General features: G+C 39.4%; 20 protein-coding genes and 1 tRNA gene. 3 read left to right on the forward strand and 18 right to left on the reverse strand.

Annotated features, from left to right (window positions below; genetic code table 11):
• Positions 1-12: 12 nt before the first annotated feature.
• Together BBROOKSOX_RS00095 and infA are read right to left on the reverse strand one after the other, a co-directional pair.
• A tRNA-Leu gene (locus BBROOKSOX_RS00095) sits at positions 13-97 on the reverse strand.
• 12 nt (positions 98-109) lie between these two features.
• Positions 110-328 (reverse strand): translation initiation factor IF-1, encoded by a 219-nt coding sequence (infA, locus tag BBROOKSOX_RS00100; protein WP_010645628.1) that lies wholly within the window; start codon positions 326-328, stop codon positions 110-112.
• Positions 329-445: 117 nt separating this feature from the next.
• Between infA and metF the strand changes: the two genes are divergently transcribed.
• Entirely contained in the window at positions 446-1,264 is an 819-nt protein-coding gene (metF, locus tag BBROOKSOX_RS00105) for a methylenetetrahydrofolate reductase [NAD(P)H] (protein ID WP_139659141.1), read from the forward strand.
• A gap of 8 nt (positions 1,265-1,272) precedes the next feature.
• Here metF and BBROOKSOX_RS00110 read toward each other — a convergent pair whose 3' ends face one another.
• From BBROOKSOX_RS00110 to BBROOKSOX_RS00120, 3 genes are read right to left on the reverse strand one after another with little or no spacing between them, the layout of a single operon-like run.
• On the reverse strand, positions 1,273-1,707 hold the full coding sequence (locus BBROOKSOX_RS00110; protein WP_010645624.1) for a hypothetical protein: 435 nt from the start codon (positions 1,705-1,707) through the stop codon (positions 1,273-1,275).
• 45 nt (positions 1,708-1,752) lie between these two features.
• Positions 1,753-2,487 (reverse strand): uroporphyrinogen-III synthase, encoded by a 735-nt coding sequence (locus tag BBROOKSOX_RS00115; protein ID WP_139659142.1) that lies wholly within the window; start codon positions 2,485-2,487, stop codon positions 1,753-1,755.
• A 13-nt stretch (positions 2,488-2,500) separates the two neighbouring features.
• Positions 2,501-3,097 (reverse strand): hypothetical protein, encoded by a 597-nt coding sequence (locus BBROOKSOX_RS00120; RefSeq protein ID WP_139659143.1) that lies wholly within the window; start codon positions 3,095-3,097, stop codon positions 2,501-2,503.
• Between the two features lie 167 nt (positions 3,098-3,264).
• Here BBROOKSOX_RS00120 and BBROOKSOX_RS00125 point away from each other — a divergent pair, with 167 nt between their 5' ends.
• Entirely contained in the window at positions 3,265-4,218 is a 954-nt protein-coding gene (locus BBROOKSOX_RS00125; protein WP_180323790.1) for a calcium/sodium antiporter, read from the forward strand.
• Between the two features lie 11 nt (positions 4,219-4,229).
• The gene (gene tsaE / locus BBROOKSOX_RS00130; RefSeq protein WP_139659144.1) at positions 4,230-4,685 is read left to right on the forward strand and encodes a tRNA (adenosine(37)-N6)-threonylcarbamoyltransferase complex ATPase subunit type 1 TsaE; all 456 of its coding nucleotides are present in this window, start codon (positions 4,230-4,232) and stop codon (positions 4,683-4,685) included.
• Here tsaE and BBROOKSOX_RS00135 read toward each other — a convergent pair.
• From BBROOKSOX_RS00135 to dsrB, 13 genes are all read right to left on the reverse strand, one after another.
• Complete coding sequence (locus tag BBROOKSOX_RS00135) at positions 4,682-5,014, reverse strand: HesB/IscA family protein (protein WP_139659145.1); 333 nt, start codon at positions 5,012-5,014, stop codon at positions 4,682-4,684. The genes tsaE and BBROOKSOX_RS00135 overlap by 4 nt on opposite strands.
• Entirely contained in the window at positions 5,011-6,360 is a 1,350-nt protein-coding gene (locus BBROOKSOX_RS00140) for a cobyrinate a,c-diamide synthase (protein ID WP_139659146.1), read from the reverse strand. Before BBROOKSOX_RS00140 ends, BBROOKSOX_RS00135 begins: the two co-directional genes overlap by 4 nt.
• Before the next feature lie 13 nt (positions 6,361-6,373).
• Positions 6,374-7,573 carry an NrfD/PsrC family molybdoenzyme membrane anchor subunit gene (gene nrfD / locus BBROOKSOX_RS00145; protein ID WP_139659147.1) on the reverse strand — a complete coding sequence of 400 codons (1,200 nt, stop codon included), beginning with the start codon at positions 7,571-7,573 and terminating at the stop codon, positions 6,374-6,376.
• A 15-nt stretch (positions 7,574-7,588) separates the two neighbouring features.
• Positions 7,589-8,317, reverse strand: coding sequence for a sulfate reduction electron transfer complex DsrMKJOP subunit DsrO (gene dsrO / locus BBROOKSOX_RS00150; RefSeq protein WP_139659148.1), 729 nt, complete (start codon positions 8,315-8,317; stop codon positions 7,589-7,591).
• Positions 8,317-8,700, reverse strand: coding sequence for a sulfur reduction protein DsrJ (locus BBROOKSOX_RS00155; protein WP_139659149.1), 384 nt, complete (start codon positions 8,698-8,700; stop codon positions 8,317-8,319). The genes dsrO and BBROOKSOX_RS00155 overlap by 1 nt, the downstream gene beginning before the upstream one ends.
• Before the next feature lie 14 nt (positions 8,701-8,714).
• Positions 8,715-10,676, reverse strand: coding sequence for an NAD(P)-binding protein (locus BBROOKSOX_RS00160; RefSeq protein ID WP_139659150.1), 1,962 nt, complete (start codon positions 10,674-10,676; stop codon positions 8,715-8,717).
• Between the two features lie 15 nt (positions 10,677-10,691).
• On the reverse strand, positions 10,692-12,287 hold the full coding sequence (gene dsrK / locus BBROOKSOX_RS00165) for a sulfate reduction electron transfer complex DsrMKJOP subunit DsrK (RefSeq protein ID WP_139659151.1): 1,596 nt from the start codon (positions 12,285-12,287) through the stop codon (positions 10,692-10,694).
• Between the two features lies 1 nt (position 12,288).
• Positions 12,289-13,062, reverse strand: coding sequence for a respiratory nitrate reductase subunit gamma (locus BBROOKSOX_RS00170; RefSeq protein WP_139659152.1), 774 nt, complete (start codon positions 13,060-13,062; stop codon positions 12,289-12,291).
• Between the two features lie 100 nt (positions 13,063-13,162).
• On the reverse strand, positions 13,163-13,486 hold the full coding sequence (locus BBROOKSOX_RS00175; RefSeq protein WP_010645598.1) for a TusE/DsrC/DsvC family sulfur relay protein: 324 nt from the start codon (positions 13,484-13,486) through the stop codon (positions 13,163-13,165).
• 37 nt (positions 13,487-13,523) lie between these two features.
• On the reverse strand, positions 13,524-13,820 hold the full coding sequence (gene tusB, locus BBROOKSOX_RS00180; protein WP_010645596.1) for a sulfurtransferase complex subunit TusB: 297 nt from the start codon (positions 13,818-13,820) through the stop codon (positions 13,524-13,526).
• An 11-nt stretch (positions 13,821-13,831) separates the two neighbouring features.
• On the reverse strand, positions 13,832-14,236 hold the full coding sequence (gene tusC / locus BBROOKSOX_RS00185; protein WP_139659153.1) for a sulfurtransferase complex subunit TusC: 405 nt from the start codon (positions 14,234-14,236) through the stop codon (positions 13,832-13,834).
• A 1-nt stretch (position 14,237) separates the two neighbouring features.
• Entirely contained in the window at positions 14,238-14,639 is a 402-nt protein-coding gene (gene tusD / locus BBROOKSOX_RS00190; RefSeq protein WP_139659154.1) for a sulfurtransferase complex subunit TusD, read from the reverse strand.
• A gap of 11 nt (positions 14,640-14,650) precedes the next feature.
• Positions 14,651-15,724, reverse strand: a complete 1,074-nt coding sequence (gene dsrB / locus BBROOKSOX_RS00195) for a dissimilatory-type sulfite reductase subunit beta (RefSeq protein ID WP_139659155.1) — start codon at positions 15,722-15,724, stop codon at positions 14,651-14,653.
• Positions 15,725-15,744: the final 20 nt, after the last annotated feature.

The following is a 15,744-nucleotide window of genomic DNA, read 5'->3' on the forward strand; positions in this document are numbered from 1 at the left end:
TTGGTTTAAATTTGGTACCGATGGACGGGGTCGAACCGTCACTCCTTGCGGAACTGGATTTTGAATCCAGCGTGTCTACCAATTCCACCACATCGGCTTAATCTTTTTTTTATTTATGTCTGAAAGTAATTCTACCCTTTGTTAGGTCGTAAGGTGTCATTTCTACAGTCACCTTGTCTCCTGGTAAAATACGAATATAGTGCTTACGAATCTTGCCAGAGATATGCGCCAATACACTGTGCCCATTCTCTAACTCAACCGTAAAAGTGGTGTTGGGTAATTTTTCTTTCACCACACCCTCTAACTCAATATAATCACTTTTCGACATACACGCTCTTTTAAACAAAAAAAGTTATTTTACCCGATTGTTGCGACTTAGACAAAAGCTTTAATGCCATACAAATACGCTATAATTAGCGTCTTTTTACCAGCATTTAGAATGCCAATGAAAACAAGTTTCGAATTTTTCCCCCCACGAACAGAAAAAGGCAAACAAACTCTACACCAAGTTCGCCAAGAACTGAGTAGCCTCAACCCAGAATATTTTTCTGTGACTTTTGGTGCGCTTGGTACAACACAAGAGGTAACATTAGAGACGGTTTTAGATATTCAAAAAAATGACACTGTCGCTGCTGCACCTCATTTATCTTGCATTGGCTCAAAAAAAGAAATTATTATTGAATTGCTTGACCAATATAAAGCAGCTAATATTAATCGACTGGTTGCACTCAGAGGTGACATCCCATCTGGCGTGCGTGATATTGGTGATTTCCATTATGCCAATGAACTGGTTGAATTTGTTAAATCGCAATACAACCATCACTTCCATATTGAAATAGCCGCCTATCCTGAGATGCACCCAGAATCTAAAAACAGACTAACTGACTTGCAACATTTTGCTGACAAAGTAAAGGCTGGTGCAGATGGTGCTATCACACAATACTTTTATGACGCTGATGCCTATTTTAAATTTGTTGATGCAACAGAAAAACTCGGTATTAATATTCCAATCACCCCAGGCATTATGCCGATTACCAACTACACGCAGCTGGTAAGATTTTCCAAAATGTGTGGTGCAAAAATCCCTCATTGGATTTTAAAAAAATTAGAACTGTATCAAGATGACTTTGACTCACTCAGTGCGTTTGGATTGGAGGTTGTCACCAACTTGTGTCAAACGCTAAAAGCGCAAGGCGTTAATAATTTTCATTTCTATTCAATGAATCGCTCACAGCCTTCTCTAGAAATCGCTAAGCATTTATAGTAGCACGCTTAATGTTGAGATTTAACCCAGCCTTGTAGGTTGTGTAATGCTTTTTTATCTTGAGAATGGCACTGCTGCTCAAGCATATCTAGGCGTTCAGCAAACTCAGAAAACACCATTTCATAATGTTTATTTTTAATTTCTTCTTTATAAAGTTTGGACTTTAGATTAGTGATAATACCGTGATAGACTTTATCATTGGCACCATGAATGGCGTTATCAACTTCTATTTTATGGATAGCATCATCCTTAATCTGTTGCATTTTTTGAATATGTTGGTCTTGCTCAGAACTCATATTAACACTCGGATACGCCAACCTCAAACTGTCTATTGTTACATAGCCTTCATGCGTTTGCAGTTTGCCATTGTTGATTTGATTTTGAATATCAAAACGACTAATGCCCAACATTCTTGCTGCCTTAGATACACTCAACTTAACCATAATACTCTCCTCAAGAAATAAACTATAGTTAACAATAAACCTATTTTAGGTTTTTGTCAAGTTTGTTAATGCTTCAAGTAACCCTTCATCACTGATTTTTGTGGCAACTTCAACTTGAGTGAAGCCTATAGATTGTGCAAAAGTTTTAATCCGCTCACTTAATACTACTAATGGATAGCGCTTGATTGCATTCATCGAATTGGTATCGATTTGCTCAACTATTGACAAAAGTGCCGTGAGGTTTTCAACACTGGTTGCGGTAATAATACCTTGATCACTTTGTAAAAATTCCGACAAAGCGCTATGATGTAGTGATGTAGCATCACACACCACACGCTGATAAGCTTCAATATATTCAACTGTATTATGCCGCTCCAGCCCTTCTCTGAGCGTTTCTCTTCCGCCTTTACCTCGAAAGATCAAAATATCTTTATCTGTTAGCATTTTGACTTCTGACAGTGCCAACAATGCTTCACTAGAGGCTTTCTCACCAGGGAAAGCATCAACCTCAAAGCCATATTCATTCAGTTTATTTGCAGTTGCTGCACCTACAGCAAAAAATCTACATTGCTGATGCGCTAAGTTTTTAAGTATCTCTAAACTGTATTCAACTGCATTGCTACTGATAAAAATCAGCACATCATAATGGCTTTTAAGCGGTGCATTACTTAAAGGCTCAACTTTTAAACTGGGAAACAAGATAGCTTGATAACCACTCTGACTTACCAAAGTTTGCAATGGTTGGACTTGAGCTAAGGCGCGTGTTAGTAAAATATTCAAGCTACGCGCATCTCTAAAAACCCAATAATTCAGCAATAATGCGGATTCTATCTAATGTTTCACGCTCTGCAAATTTGCAAATCAAGACCGTCTTAGTGTTGATATTAACGATACTTTCAAGGTAGGTGCGTATTTGTTTTTCATCCCATACTTGTGCAGCATATAACACTGGATATTGATTAAAACTCAATATTATATCTGCGACTTGCGCTTCTTGTAAATCCAGTTTAAGTGTTTTAGATGATTGGAAGCACACTTTATAGCCAGACAATAACTTCATTATGGCTGTGCTTGGTGTCTGATCGACTTCGCAAAATAAAATAAAATTTTGCGAATAATCTTGTACTTCATTTAGCGCGTTTTTCAGTGCTGTTGCATCGGTTAATTGCGAATGTTTAATCGTTAACACCAGCGTAAAATCATTCTCTTCATCTTCTGCAATATCGCTAAAAATTTGCTCTAAATCTTCATCCGTATCAATCGGTAATGATAGCGTTTTAAAGATAGCAGCATAATAATCAAAACGCCAATCTTCAGGTAAATCATCAGGATAAAAATCATCTTGCAGGTCAAGCCCACTACGACCAATTAGAAATTCTGTTTTATTCATTAGTCCTCCTAAATAAATATAATTAAATTTTGTAAATCAAGGTTATTAAGCCCATAAGACAAGTTTTGCAACTAAGGTTGTTCTTTTAGTGTTGTCAAAAATTATCATATTTGTTCAGCGCGCACTATACCCTTTATAATGAGTGAAAAATTATTGCTTCATTAATTATGCCTGATATTCTACTACCAATTATTGCCCTGTTAGCAGGTTTTATACTTTTAATTTGGAGTGCCGATACATTTACTGAAAATGGCGCAAAGATTGCTAATATTTTCAAAGTTTCGCCTTTAGTAATTGGCTTGCTTATTTTTGGTTTCGGTACTTCGGCACCTGAGATGCTGGTGTCAGGCTTAGCAGCAATAAATGGCAATACAGGACTAAGCATTGGTAATGCCATCGGCTCTAATATTTTTAATATCGCACTTGTGCTTGGCGTGAGTGCCATCATCGCTCCTATTGAGGTAAAAAACAAAGTTCTAAAAAAAGAATGGCTGTTCTTAATGCTTGTTACGCTTGTTGCTGGCTTCTTACTATGGGATAAACACCTTGGTGTCGCTGATGGATTGGTATTGGTATTTTTATTAATTGTATTTTTAACTTACACTTTAATGACAGCTAGAAACTCAAACTCTCACGAATTTGATGAATTTTCAGAAACCATTGATAAAAGTCAAACGAAAAAAACTTGGGTAATGCTTATTGTTGGTTTAGTGGTGTTGATTTCCAGTGCTAAATTGATTGTATGGGGGGGTGTAGAAGTTGCGAAATTCTTTGAAATATCTGACTTAATCATTGGCTTAAGCGTTATTGCGCTCGGCACCAGTTTGCCTGAGTTAGCGGTATCTATCTCTAGCGTTTTAAAGAAGCAATATGAGATGGTGGTTGGCAATGTGATTGGCTCTAATCTATTTAACACTATTGCTGTTCTTGCTATTCCTGGACTCATTCACCCATCCAAAGTGGCAGATGAGATTATTGTTCGAGATTACCCAGTGATGTTACTATTGACATTACTGTTATTCATCCTATCTTATAAGTTTCATAAAAAACATAGGATTAATCGCTTTGAAGGTATCGTATTGGTAAGTGTGTTTAGCATTTATATGTGGCAGTTATTCTAAGAGTGTCGCCAATGAATCTGGTTTTTCACAGTGAGCTTGAAGTGGCAAAATTTGCTCAGGACTTAGCACGCAATGTAGAAAATCTTAATCATGCTATCGTTATTTACCTAGAGGGTGATTTGGGCGTAGGGAAAACCACAATAGCAAGAAACTTTATTCAAACTTTTGGTTTTAAGCGTGTCAAGAGCCCCACTTATTCACTGGTCGAAAGTTATCAAAATCAAACGATTAATATTCATCATTTTGATTGTTATCGCCTCAGCGACCCAGAAGAATTAGAATATATTGGCATTCGAGAATATTCACAAGACAAAAGTATTCAACTGATTGAATGGGCAGAATTAGGCAAAGGTATGATTGCTCCTGCTGATTTAATTATTCACATCACTGGTGAAGACAACAGCAGAACTTTAACAATGAGCGCACAAAGTGACACAGGAAAGCAACTACTGCGCTCTATTGATTAAGCTTTTTCAGGTGCTACACCTTCTTCTGGTGGTTCGTAATTTGGGTCGTTTGGATTCATAAAAATAAAGCCGTACCCCCCTTCGGTATCAATCTCGTCAAAATCAACCACCATGCCCTCTAACAATTCTTTCTGTGCATAAGTCAGCACATACTCAATGCCGTTTGATTCTAAATGAATATCGCTATCTGAGCGCTCATCAAAACCCATTAAATATTGGAAGCCCTCATCGGTTTTATCAACCGCAAAACGCATTAACAAACCTTGTGCATCAGGGTTTTGTGTAGAGAGTGCGATTTCTTCAGCAGCACGCTTAGTAATTGTAATCATTCTTTATTTTTCCTAACAAAATTCACAAATTGCTCAACCCAACGATTGCCACCTACACTACGCAAGTGTGTGTAAGTGGCTAATAGGTTGTGCGTTAAAATACCATCGTGCTTATTATCCACACCTACGCCGCGCAAAACCTTATAAGCATAACGGGTTTTAGGGTTTATATTTTCAAGTTTCGAATAATGAAACTCATGTGCATAAATCACAGAGGCAGCCCCTTCCCAAGGGTGTTGGTCTGTTGGTGCTAATTGCACATAACCCCTGCCAATCGGTTTAGGCGTCATCACCGTGTTAGCCTGAATCACGCCAACCATTTGGTGAGATTTTCCTTGATGAGTGATTGTCTGACTAAGATACATCAGCCCACCACATTCTGCATAAGTGGGTAATCCCTGCTCTATTTTTAGTTTAATATCAGCAAGCAAGGATTGATTGCTACTGAGTGATTCAAGTTGCATTTCTGGAAAACCGCCACCAATAAACAAGCCATCACATTTTGGCAATTCACTGGCTTTTAATGTATCAAAATATTTTATTTTGACACCCAAGGATTTGAATGCATCTAAGTCATCTTGATAGTAAAAACCAAAGGCTGGGTCTTTGGCTACACTGATTGTTAAATTGCTAAAGGCAATAACTGATACTGGCATATCAACCAATTTTTTTGCACTGGCTAAAGACAAAATCTTGTCTAAGTCCACTTGGTCAGCGATCATCCGAGCAGCACTGTTGATAAATCGTTGAGATTGAGTCGACTCATTCGCCGGCATAAGCCCTAAGTGGCGTTCATCGATAACCAATTCTTTAGAGCGACGAACAGCGCCTAAAACAGGGGTATCTGTGTAATACTCAATGGCTTGGACAAGCTTTGATTCATGACGCTCGCCAGCAACCTTATTCAGGATTACGCCAACAATATTAACATTAGTATCGAAAGTTTGATAACCCATTAATAGGGGTGCAACACCACGGGTAATACCGTTACTATCAATCACTAAAACAACATTTGTATCCAATAGTTTTGCCATATCCGCATTGGCATCACCCCCTGTGGTATTCATGCCGTCATACAAACCCTTATTGCCTTCAATAATTGCGATATCACTTTGTTGTTGATGAAATAACGCACTAATTTCATTTTCAGACATGGTATAAAAGTCTAAATTGTAGCAAGGGTTGCCACTGGCTTGTGCCAACCAAATCGGGTCAATATAATCAGGTCCTTTTTTAAATGCTTGAACTTTGAGTGTGCGGGCTTTAAATGCTGCACATAAGCCTAGGCTAACGACAGTCTTACCTGAGGATTTATGAGCAGCAGAAAGGTAGATAGAGGAGGACATACCTCATTATTGATTAAGCTTTATGATGTGGGTCTGCCACTTTATCAGCCAAACTCTCAGGTAAAAATGGCAAGAATTTAATTAAAAACACAACAGCAATCAAAGCCACAGCAACACCACCCACACCCAATAACATCTCAGGCAATGAAGCTTGATAAATAACAAGCTCGCCATACCCCTCTAAGATTTCTTTACCTGGGAACATTTCTAATGGATAGGCTTGTCCGCCAATAATTAATACATACATCTGAACAATACCGCCAATCAACACCAAAAGAGACGCCAATCCCAAAACAGAACGATTGCCCTTAAATACTGGATGGTAAATTAACAACAGAGGCACCAAGCTGCCCAGTAGAATTTGCCCATACCAAAATAGATTGGTATAAATGCTGTTGGTATTAAATAGAAGCATTGCCACATTCTTATTTTCAGCCAAATAAATATTGCCAATATGAAACACGATCACAAAATACAAAACCGCTGCTACAAACACACCCAGTAAATTCCTAAGACGATTTAAAACCACATCACCCAAGGGGCGTTCGCTCCACTTGTAACTTGCCATTAAAATTAAGATAAAGAAAGCCAAACCAAAAGAAAATGACATCGCAATAAATTTAGGTGCCATAATCATGGCATCATAAGCATGACGAGCCACCAATAAGCCAAAAATAGAGCCTGTGCCAGTCGTTAATATCAAACGCCAAATAAACGCTGCTATGCCAGCTTTGCGACTAAATTTGTTCATTCTACGCTCAAACATCATCCACAGATACACCGCAACAATAACAAAGAAACCATTGTATAAAATAATATTCCAAGCAAAAATTGACTTGAAATTATACTCTGTCATTGCCACAATTAGACGATCAGGGCGACCCAAATCAAGCACCAACACCATTAAGCCACCTGCCAATAATGCCAAAGCCACCAAGCCCGATAAACGCGACAAGGGTTTATAAAGTTTTTTCTGAAACACGGAGGCGATGGAAGCCACATTCAACGCACCTGAAGCGGCAATAATTAAAAACAAAGCAAACACATGTGGGAGACCCCAAACAATGCGGTTATTCATGCCGGTAACAAAATGACCGTTATGCTCCATATAGTAAACGCTTCCCAATGCGGCTAAAATAAAAACACCTAAGCCTGCAACGAGCGCATAAAAACCTAAACTTCTGCCTTGGATTTGCTGGTAACGAATATTCATAAAATTCCTAAATGATTAAATGCCGCTGTAACGCACGCCAGTATTTAAATTGAGATCTGCCCTGATTTGAGTGCTTTGAATTTTTTTAAGTGTTTGGTTAATTTTGCTATCGGCATCGTATAAATCGCCAAAAATAACACCCTCGCCACTCACTGCCTCAGCACAAGCAGGCACGCCCCCTTTATCAACACGATGAACACATAATGTGCAGGATTCAACTGTGCCTTTGCCTCGCGGCATATGCTCTTTTTGATTGCTCAAATTTTCATGCACAAACGAACGCGCATCATAAGGGCAAGCCATCATACAATAGCGACAACCAATACATAAATGCTTATCCACCAACACAACCCCATCTTCACGCCTCATTGAAGCGTTGGTTGGGCAAACATCTACACAAGGGGGTTGTTCGCAATGTTGGCACATCATGGGCAAACTATCAATCTTACCAGTGGCTCTGTCTTTGACTTTAATTTTCTTAATCCAACTTGGTTTTTGATGACCAGTAGAATGCGTTTCATTACCCCAACCATTTTCCTCTTGACAGGCATTTACCATGTTATCAATATCGGACTCGCTCAGTTGGTTAATGTCAACCAACATTCCCCAGCGTTTTTCCTTGGTTACTGGATTGTCATTAACGGCAAATGTGGTTAACGAAATACCACTGGCAATCGTTGCTACGCCTGCTGTTGAAGCCGTTGTACTCTTAATAAAATCACGACGATTTAGTTTTTTACTCATTATAAATCCTCTTGTGGTGTAGTGCGATGACAAGAAAAACAATCCAAACTTACGCCTACTTTTTGATGGCAAGTTGAGCAAAATTGATCAGGGGCGTTAACTGGAATATACTCACCGTCTTTACTAGTGCTATGACAATTAACACAAGCTTTTAATGAATCTCTCTTAGTTCGAACACCCTGGCGTAAAGTTTTATCACGCTTATGCAATAAAAACTCAGGGTGCATTTTTCTAATCTCAGAAAGACTGGGGTGAATATCTCTACTCTTGCCTTCATCTTCCAATTCACTCGCCTTGTCACCAAGATTAATATGACCCTCACCACTATATGCAAACACGCTGGTATATGATAATGCTAACAAAATAATCAATAAACGATTCATAGTTATTCTCTTTATTACTCGCCTAATCCCATTTGAATATAGCCTGTTGGACACACATCAGCACAAATGTGACAACCAATACACTTGTTGTAATCTGTGTCAACATAACGACCTAGTGTGGCCTGGTCTTTCTTAACCTTAAATACTGCATCTTGTGGACAATACATAACACAGTTGTCACATTCAAAACACAGACCACAAGACATACAACGACCTGCTTCAGCCTTCGCTTCTTCTTCGTTGTAACCAATTAAACGCTCTTCGAAGTTACCAAGTACATTGTCAACATCAACCGTTTTATGGTTTCTTGCGTTGCGCTCTTCATTATCAAAGTGCCCTAAGAATAACTCGGTATGTGGAATGATTGATGCAAATGAACGATCTTCATAGTTATGTACTGCATATTCTGCAGAGTCCGTTGCTGCAGCCAATGCACCCTTATCATATTCTGTAGGCGCTAAATCCCACTCGTTGAGTTTGTCCATTAAATCAAAGTAATGCACATCAACTTTATTACGCGCTTTTTGGTTGTTGCCAGCAAGGTAGTCATCAATACTATCAGCTACAATGCCTGCTTGTCCAATCGCAGTAGTTAACAAGTGTGGACGAACCACATCACCACAAACAAAGAAACCTGGTTTGTTTGGTATCTGAAAGTTCTTATCGGCATCAATAAAACCACGCTCATTAAAGAATGAATCATCCATACCTTCAGCGTCAACACCTTGACCAATCGCAGATACGATTAATTCGCACTCAATATCAAACTCAGAGCCTTCAATCGGTGTAGAGCCATCCTCTTCCAAGCGAATCATACGCAATGCAACAGCACGACCATTGCCATCTGTCACTACTTCCACAGGTTGTAATTGACCTTGAATTTCAACACCCTCACGGTTTGCATCATCAATTTCTTCTTGTGCTGCTGGCATATTTTCAACAGTTGAGCGTGTTGTTAGTAGCACATCTGCGCCTAAACGCTTAGAAGTATCAACCACATCGTGCGCTGTATCATCAAAAATAACACGCTCAGGACGGTCTTTTTCGGCAATATTTTCAATGTTACCCAAACGACGAGCAACAGAAACAACATCAATTGAAGTATCACCACCACCAATACAAATCACTTTACCGGTAATATGCTTTAAACGACCTTGGTTGTAAGCTTCAAGAAATGCAACACCTGAGACACAGTTAGCCGCTTCACCACCTGGAATTGGTAATGAACGACCACTCATTGCACCGATAGCGAATAACACTGCATCGTAATCTTTTTCTAATTCTTCCATAGAAACATCAACACCAATCTTGGTATTCATTTTAGTCTCAACGCCGGTTTCTATAATACGATCAATTTCGTGCTTTAATACATCGCGCGGTACACGATAATCAGGAATACCATACATCATCATGCCGCCTAACTGGTCATATTTTTCAAATACAGTCACACTGTGACCTTGCTTGCGTAATTGTAAGGCTGCTGTTAAACCACCACAACCGCCACCAATAATAGCAACTTTTTTGCCCGTGTCTTTAGCTTCAAATTCAAATTTGTAACCTTCTTCTTTTGCAGTATCACCAATAAATTGTTCTACTGCATTAATACCAACTGTATCTTCAACTTCATTACGGTTACAGCCATCTTCACAAGGTGCTGGACAAACACGCCCCATCACGGATGGAAATGGATTTGCATCCGTTGAACGACGGAACGCATATTCCTGCCACGATAGATCACCAGAAGGCTTCTCCATGCCACGAACAATATCCAACCAACCACGAATATTGTGACCAGAAGGACAAGAGCCTTGGCAAGGTGGTGTTTGACTTACATAAGTTGGACATTTATGCGATTCATCGTTTTGAAAAATCTTTTGATTCCATGGTACGCTACCTTGGTCATCACCCTCATCTTTAAACATTCTAAATGTGTGGTTGTCGCCTTTATAATTTTGTCCATATGGGTTTTTTTGCATATCAAATCTCCTTATTTATTTTGCAGTTTCTTTTTCTACTGATGCTTCTTCTACCTCTTCGGATGAAGCATCATCTGTTTGTGGTTTGTCCATAATAATTGCCTCACTCACTAACTGATGAGCGCTGACAATCATATAGGGGTCAAAATCAAATTTTGGTAACACTTTGCTGAACTGTGACTTACAGATTGCACAAATGGCAACCAGTGTATTAACAGCGTCAGTTTTTTCTACTTCCTTCAGTGCTTGCATTCTCGGCATAGCACCTTTAATACGAATCTCCATTAAGTCATCTGTTAATAGACCGCCACCGCCGCCACAACAAAATGTTGATTCCATAATCGTGCTTCGTTCCATATCCACATAGTTATTACAAACCGCTTTAATCACTTCACGAGGAAGGATAAATTGACCATTTGGAATACCGCCCATATTAGTCGCCCGAGCAACATTACAAGAGTCGTGGAAAGTCACTGTTCTATCGTCATTAGCAGATTTATCAAATTCTAACCTGCCGCGCTGAATTAAGTCGTGTGTGTATTCAATAATATGCTGTGGTTGTGGATAACGGGAATCTAACTGATTTTGCAACTTTAAAGCATGTTTGTCAGTTGTGTCTGCACCAGCACCAACTCCTGATAAAGTATTCCAAAAACTGTATGCCACACGCCAAGCATGACCACACTCACCCACCATAACACGAGACACTTCAAGATCAAGTGCGGCTTTGCGAATTCTAAGTGCAGCTTTGCGCATAATGTCGTAAGAGCCAATAAACATACCGAAGTTTGCGCCTTCAGATGCATAAGAGCTCATGGTCCAACTAACGCCATCTTGATGAAAGACTTTGCCATAACCGATCAAACCATCAATATGTGGTTCAGCAAAGAAATCTGCTGATGGGGTGATGAGTAAAATCTCTGCACCTTTTTGGTCTAACGGGTATTTAACGGCAACACCTGTTTCCTCTTCAATCTCTTCTTCAAGGTCAAGCAAAGTATCCCGCAAGGCTGGCTCAGGCAATCCTAAGTTATTACCTACTGTGATTGCCTTACCTAAAATTTGGTTACAATATTTTTGACCCACACCAACACTGTCTAATACTTCACGAGCTGCCATTGAAATTTCAGCGGTATCAATACCATACGGGCAAAATACAGAACAACGACGACATTGTGAACACTGGTGAAAGTAGTTATACCAATCATCCAACATTTCATCATCTAGCTCTTTGGCGCCAACTAATTTAGGGAAATATTTACCCGCAAAAGTAAAGTGGCGACGATAAACACTTCTAAACAAATCTTGTCGTGCTACTGGCATATTTTTAGGGTCAGAAGAACCCAAGAAATAATGACACTTATCAGTACAAGCACCACACTTGACGCAAGCATCCAAAAAAACTTGAACAGAGCGATATTTAGACTTAAGCTCGCCCATTTTGTTAATCGCAACTTCTTGCCAATTGTCAACTTTTTCACCAGGAAAGCCTAAGGGTTTTTGAAATTCTTCAACGGATTTGAATGGACCGTCGCCAGCCATAACACCTTCGTTAATCTCAGGAATTTCTAAATAAGTGGGTAATTTTGGTACTTCGAAATCTTTTGCCATGTTATTCGTCCTTACCTATTGTCTCGTTTAATCTAACTTCCTGTTCTTTTTCTTGCTTCAATGCCCATGGTGAAATGTGTCGTTTTTTGCGTGCATCATCCACTTGATTGCGTGTTGGGCTAAAAAACACACCCGGTACATGCAACAGTTTTGAAATTGGGAAAATTGCCAACAATGAAAATGCCAAGAAAATATGCACCAAAAAATGCACTTCTGTTGGTAAATTTTCCCAATCAAAAGTCAACAAACCAGAGGCAAAGTTTTTCACTGTAATAACATCAGTGTGATTACTGGTAAATGTCATCACCACCCCACTCACACCAATAACCAATAATAAAAGCAGCATAAGATAATCAGATGGTGCTGAAATATAACGAATACGCTCAATGGCAATACGACGACCCATCAAACCAATCAGCCCAATTACCATTGCAAATGCTGCATATTTAAAGGGTTGAACCAATAAAAATATTTCAGGTAAATCGCCTGGCCAAAAATAACGAGCATGACGAATTAAAACCAACAACAAACCTACATGGAACAACCAGCCAAACAGCCAAGTCCATTTATTAGATTTAAACAAACTTTCAAACAACACAACTTCGCGCGCTAAGCGTATAACCACACCTGTTTGTGTTAACGGCGTTGGTGCAGTTGGAATTTTAAGAGGGGCAGGCGTTATCCAATATTGATAAATTTTTCTTGTCATACCAACAAGAAAAATCACCAAAGATAGGTAGAATAAAGCCGTAAAAAAAATACTTACTAAAGACATGTTGCCCTCAAAAAATTTAAAATTTAGGAAAACACCCGAATAAACGGGTGCTTTCAATTAATATTTACTTAAAAAGCCTTAGACCTTTTAAATCAAATATTTAGATACAACCCGTTGGCTTAGGAAGACCCGCAAAACGACAGCCTTGCTTACCAGGACCGTATGGGAATAAAGAATAAAGATACTTAGAGTTGCCTTTTTCTTTACCGAATTGTTTGCCAATTGCTTTTGTTAATACACGAACCGCTGGTGCAATCTGGTACTCTTCAAAGTAATCACGCAAGAAATTAATAACATCCCAGTGTTCTTCAGACAACTCAATATCATCACCTTTTGCCATTTCTACAGCAATTTCCTTTGTCCAGTCTTTAAGATCTACCAAGAAACCTTCTTCGTCTACTTCTGCGCCTAAAATATCAGCCATTTTTTTACTCCTATATATTAAATTAAAAAACTATCGTTTAAACCCACGAAACTGTCGTTCCGTGTTCCTCAACTAAATCAACAAAACCTGCATAATCAACTAATTTGATATTATCTGCAACCTTTGATGAAATTCCTCTTGCGTCAACATCTCCTTGCAATGCAAAGACTCTACCTTGCGCAGCAAGATCAGCAAGCATCGATGAATTCGCATTATTTGCAGCGGAAATCACACCGTCTTCAATCAACAAGATAACACTTGTGTCATCAATTGTATTCAAACAAGACTGTAATGAGTTACGTTCAAAAGATGATTTGTTTACTGTATGTAGCATATTAAAACTCCTTAAAAACTTAGACATACGTCTTGTTCAGACATAATTTTAGTAAGTTCGGCATTAGAAACCACTTTAATACTTGGTTTTTCTGCCCAATCATCATCTTCATCTTCCCAGACTAAAGGCATAAGGTCGTCTAGACTCAAACCTCTTTCTTCCAAAGATTCTGCCGATACATAAAACTGTTTAATGTCATAATCGCCAAGCGCATGAAAAGTCTTAGAAAAGTTTTTCATGCCAATGCCTTCAGGGTTTTGACCTTCAACAAGTTGATACACACCGTCATCAATAAATGATAAAGAGACATCTTGGTCAAAAGCAGCGGCAACCAATACCACCTCTAATGACTCTAATGCATACACAGTACCATAAGGCGCCCTACGGTTTAAATACATAAATTTCTTTGTGCTCATACTAGTCTCCAAATACCACTAAACGATCAGACTGAATGCCTGCTTCAATTAACTGACCTAGGCCAGAAATACGAAATGCAGGATGGATATTATTACCATCAACACCATTCTTGCCCGCTTCACCTTCATCTAACATACCACGACGAAGCGCAGCAGCCACACATACCACCAACTCAGGCTCACCGTCAGCATTCTTAATATCTAGGCTAGCCCAATTACTAACAACATTACGATCGTCTTGTGGTGGAATGGTAAAGCGTGATGCGTTATCTACGCCATCGTGATAGAAAAACACACGAAAAATCTCGTGTCCTTTTGCAATCGCTGCTTTAGCAAATTGATATGCAGTATCAGACGCTTGATGCTGATACGGACCCTCGTTAATTTGGATAGAAATCTTCATTGAACTGTCCTTTAGAAACGAATGTAAGCAGATGAATTTAACTGGTGACGCGTACCTTTCCAATCAGAAACATGGAATTTAGTAAACGGCAGTCCAGTCTTTTCAAAAAATGCCGGCCAGCCGATACGCTCAACCCACTCTCCAACTCTTTCCCAGTCGCGAGCATCACCTTTATAAACAGCTAAAATTTTCTTAACCACTGCACCAACTTCTGGCCATCTTGGCGGGTTGTTTGGTAGTCCTGCTGCTACTAACTTCTGGAATGAAGGCTTAGAGCGAGCATTTGAGTGCTTACCACCGATCCAGATAGCAATCTTAGAGTGCTCGGGGTCGTTAATTTGCATTGGCGGACATGGCGGGAAACAAGCACCACAACAGATACACTTCTTCTCATCAACTTCCAATGTTGGCTTGCCGTTAACCATCGCTGGACGAATCGCAGCAACTGGACAACGCGCAACAACCGTTGGGCGCTCACAAACATTAGCCACTAAATCGTGATTAATCTTAGGTGGCTTAGTATGCTGGATATTAATCGCAATGTCACCATGACCACCACAGTTAATTTGACAACATGAAGTCGTCATGTGCACACGGTTAGGCATTTCTGCTTTAATAAATTCACTGTGTAAATCATCCATTAATGCTTTCACAACACCAGAGGCATCAGTACCTGGAATATCACAGTGTAACCAACCTTGGGTGTGTGAAATCATGGAGACTGTTGGACCTGTGCCACCTACTGGGAAACCAGCAGATTCTAGCGCCTCAATCAAAGGATTGACCTTTGCTTCGGTGTCCACCATAAATTCAACATTTGAACGAATGGTAAAACGAATAAAACCGTCACCGAAATCATCAGCAATATCTGCTAATTTTTTGATTGTGTAAACATCCATTTGTCTTTGTGTGCCACAACGAACAGTCCAAACTTCTTCATTATGCTTTGAAGTATGACGTAATACACCTGGACGAGGACGGTCATGATAAGCCCACTGGCCGTAGTTACGACGCATAGTTGGGTGCATGTATTGAATAGGATCAGGGCAACCTGATTCGATAGGCATTCTTACTGGTTCAGCCATAATAGTTTCTCCTTAATAGT

The organism is bacterium endosymbiont of Bathymodiolus sp. 5 South (genome assembly GCF_900128535.1).
Classification (GTDB): Bacteria; Pseudomonadota; Gammaproteobacteria; order PS1; family Pseudothioglobaceae; genus Thiodubiliella.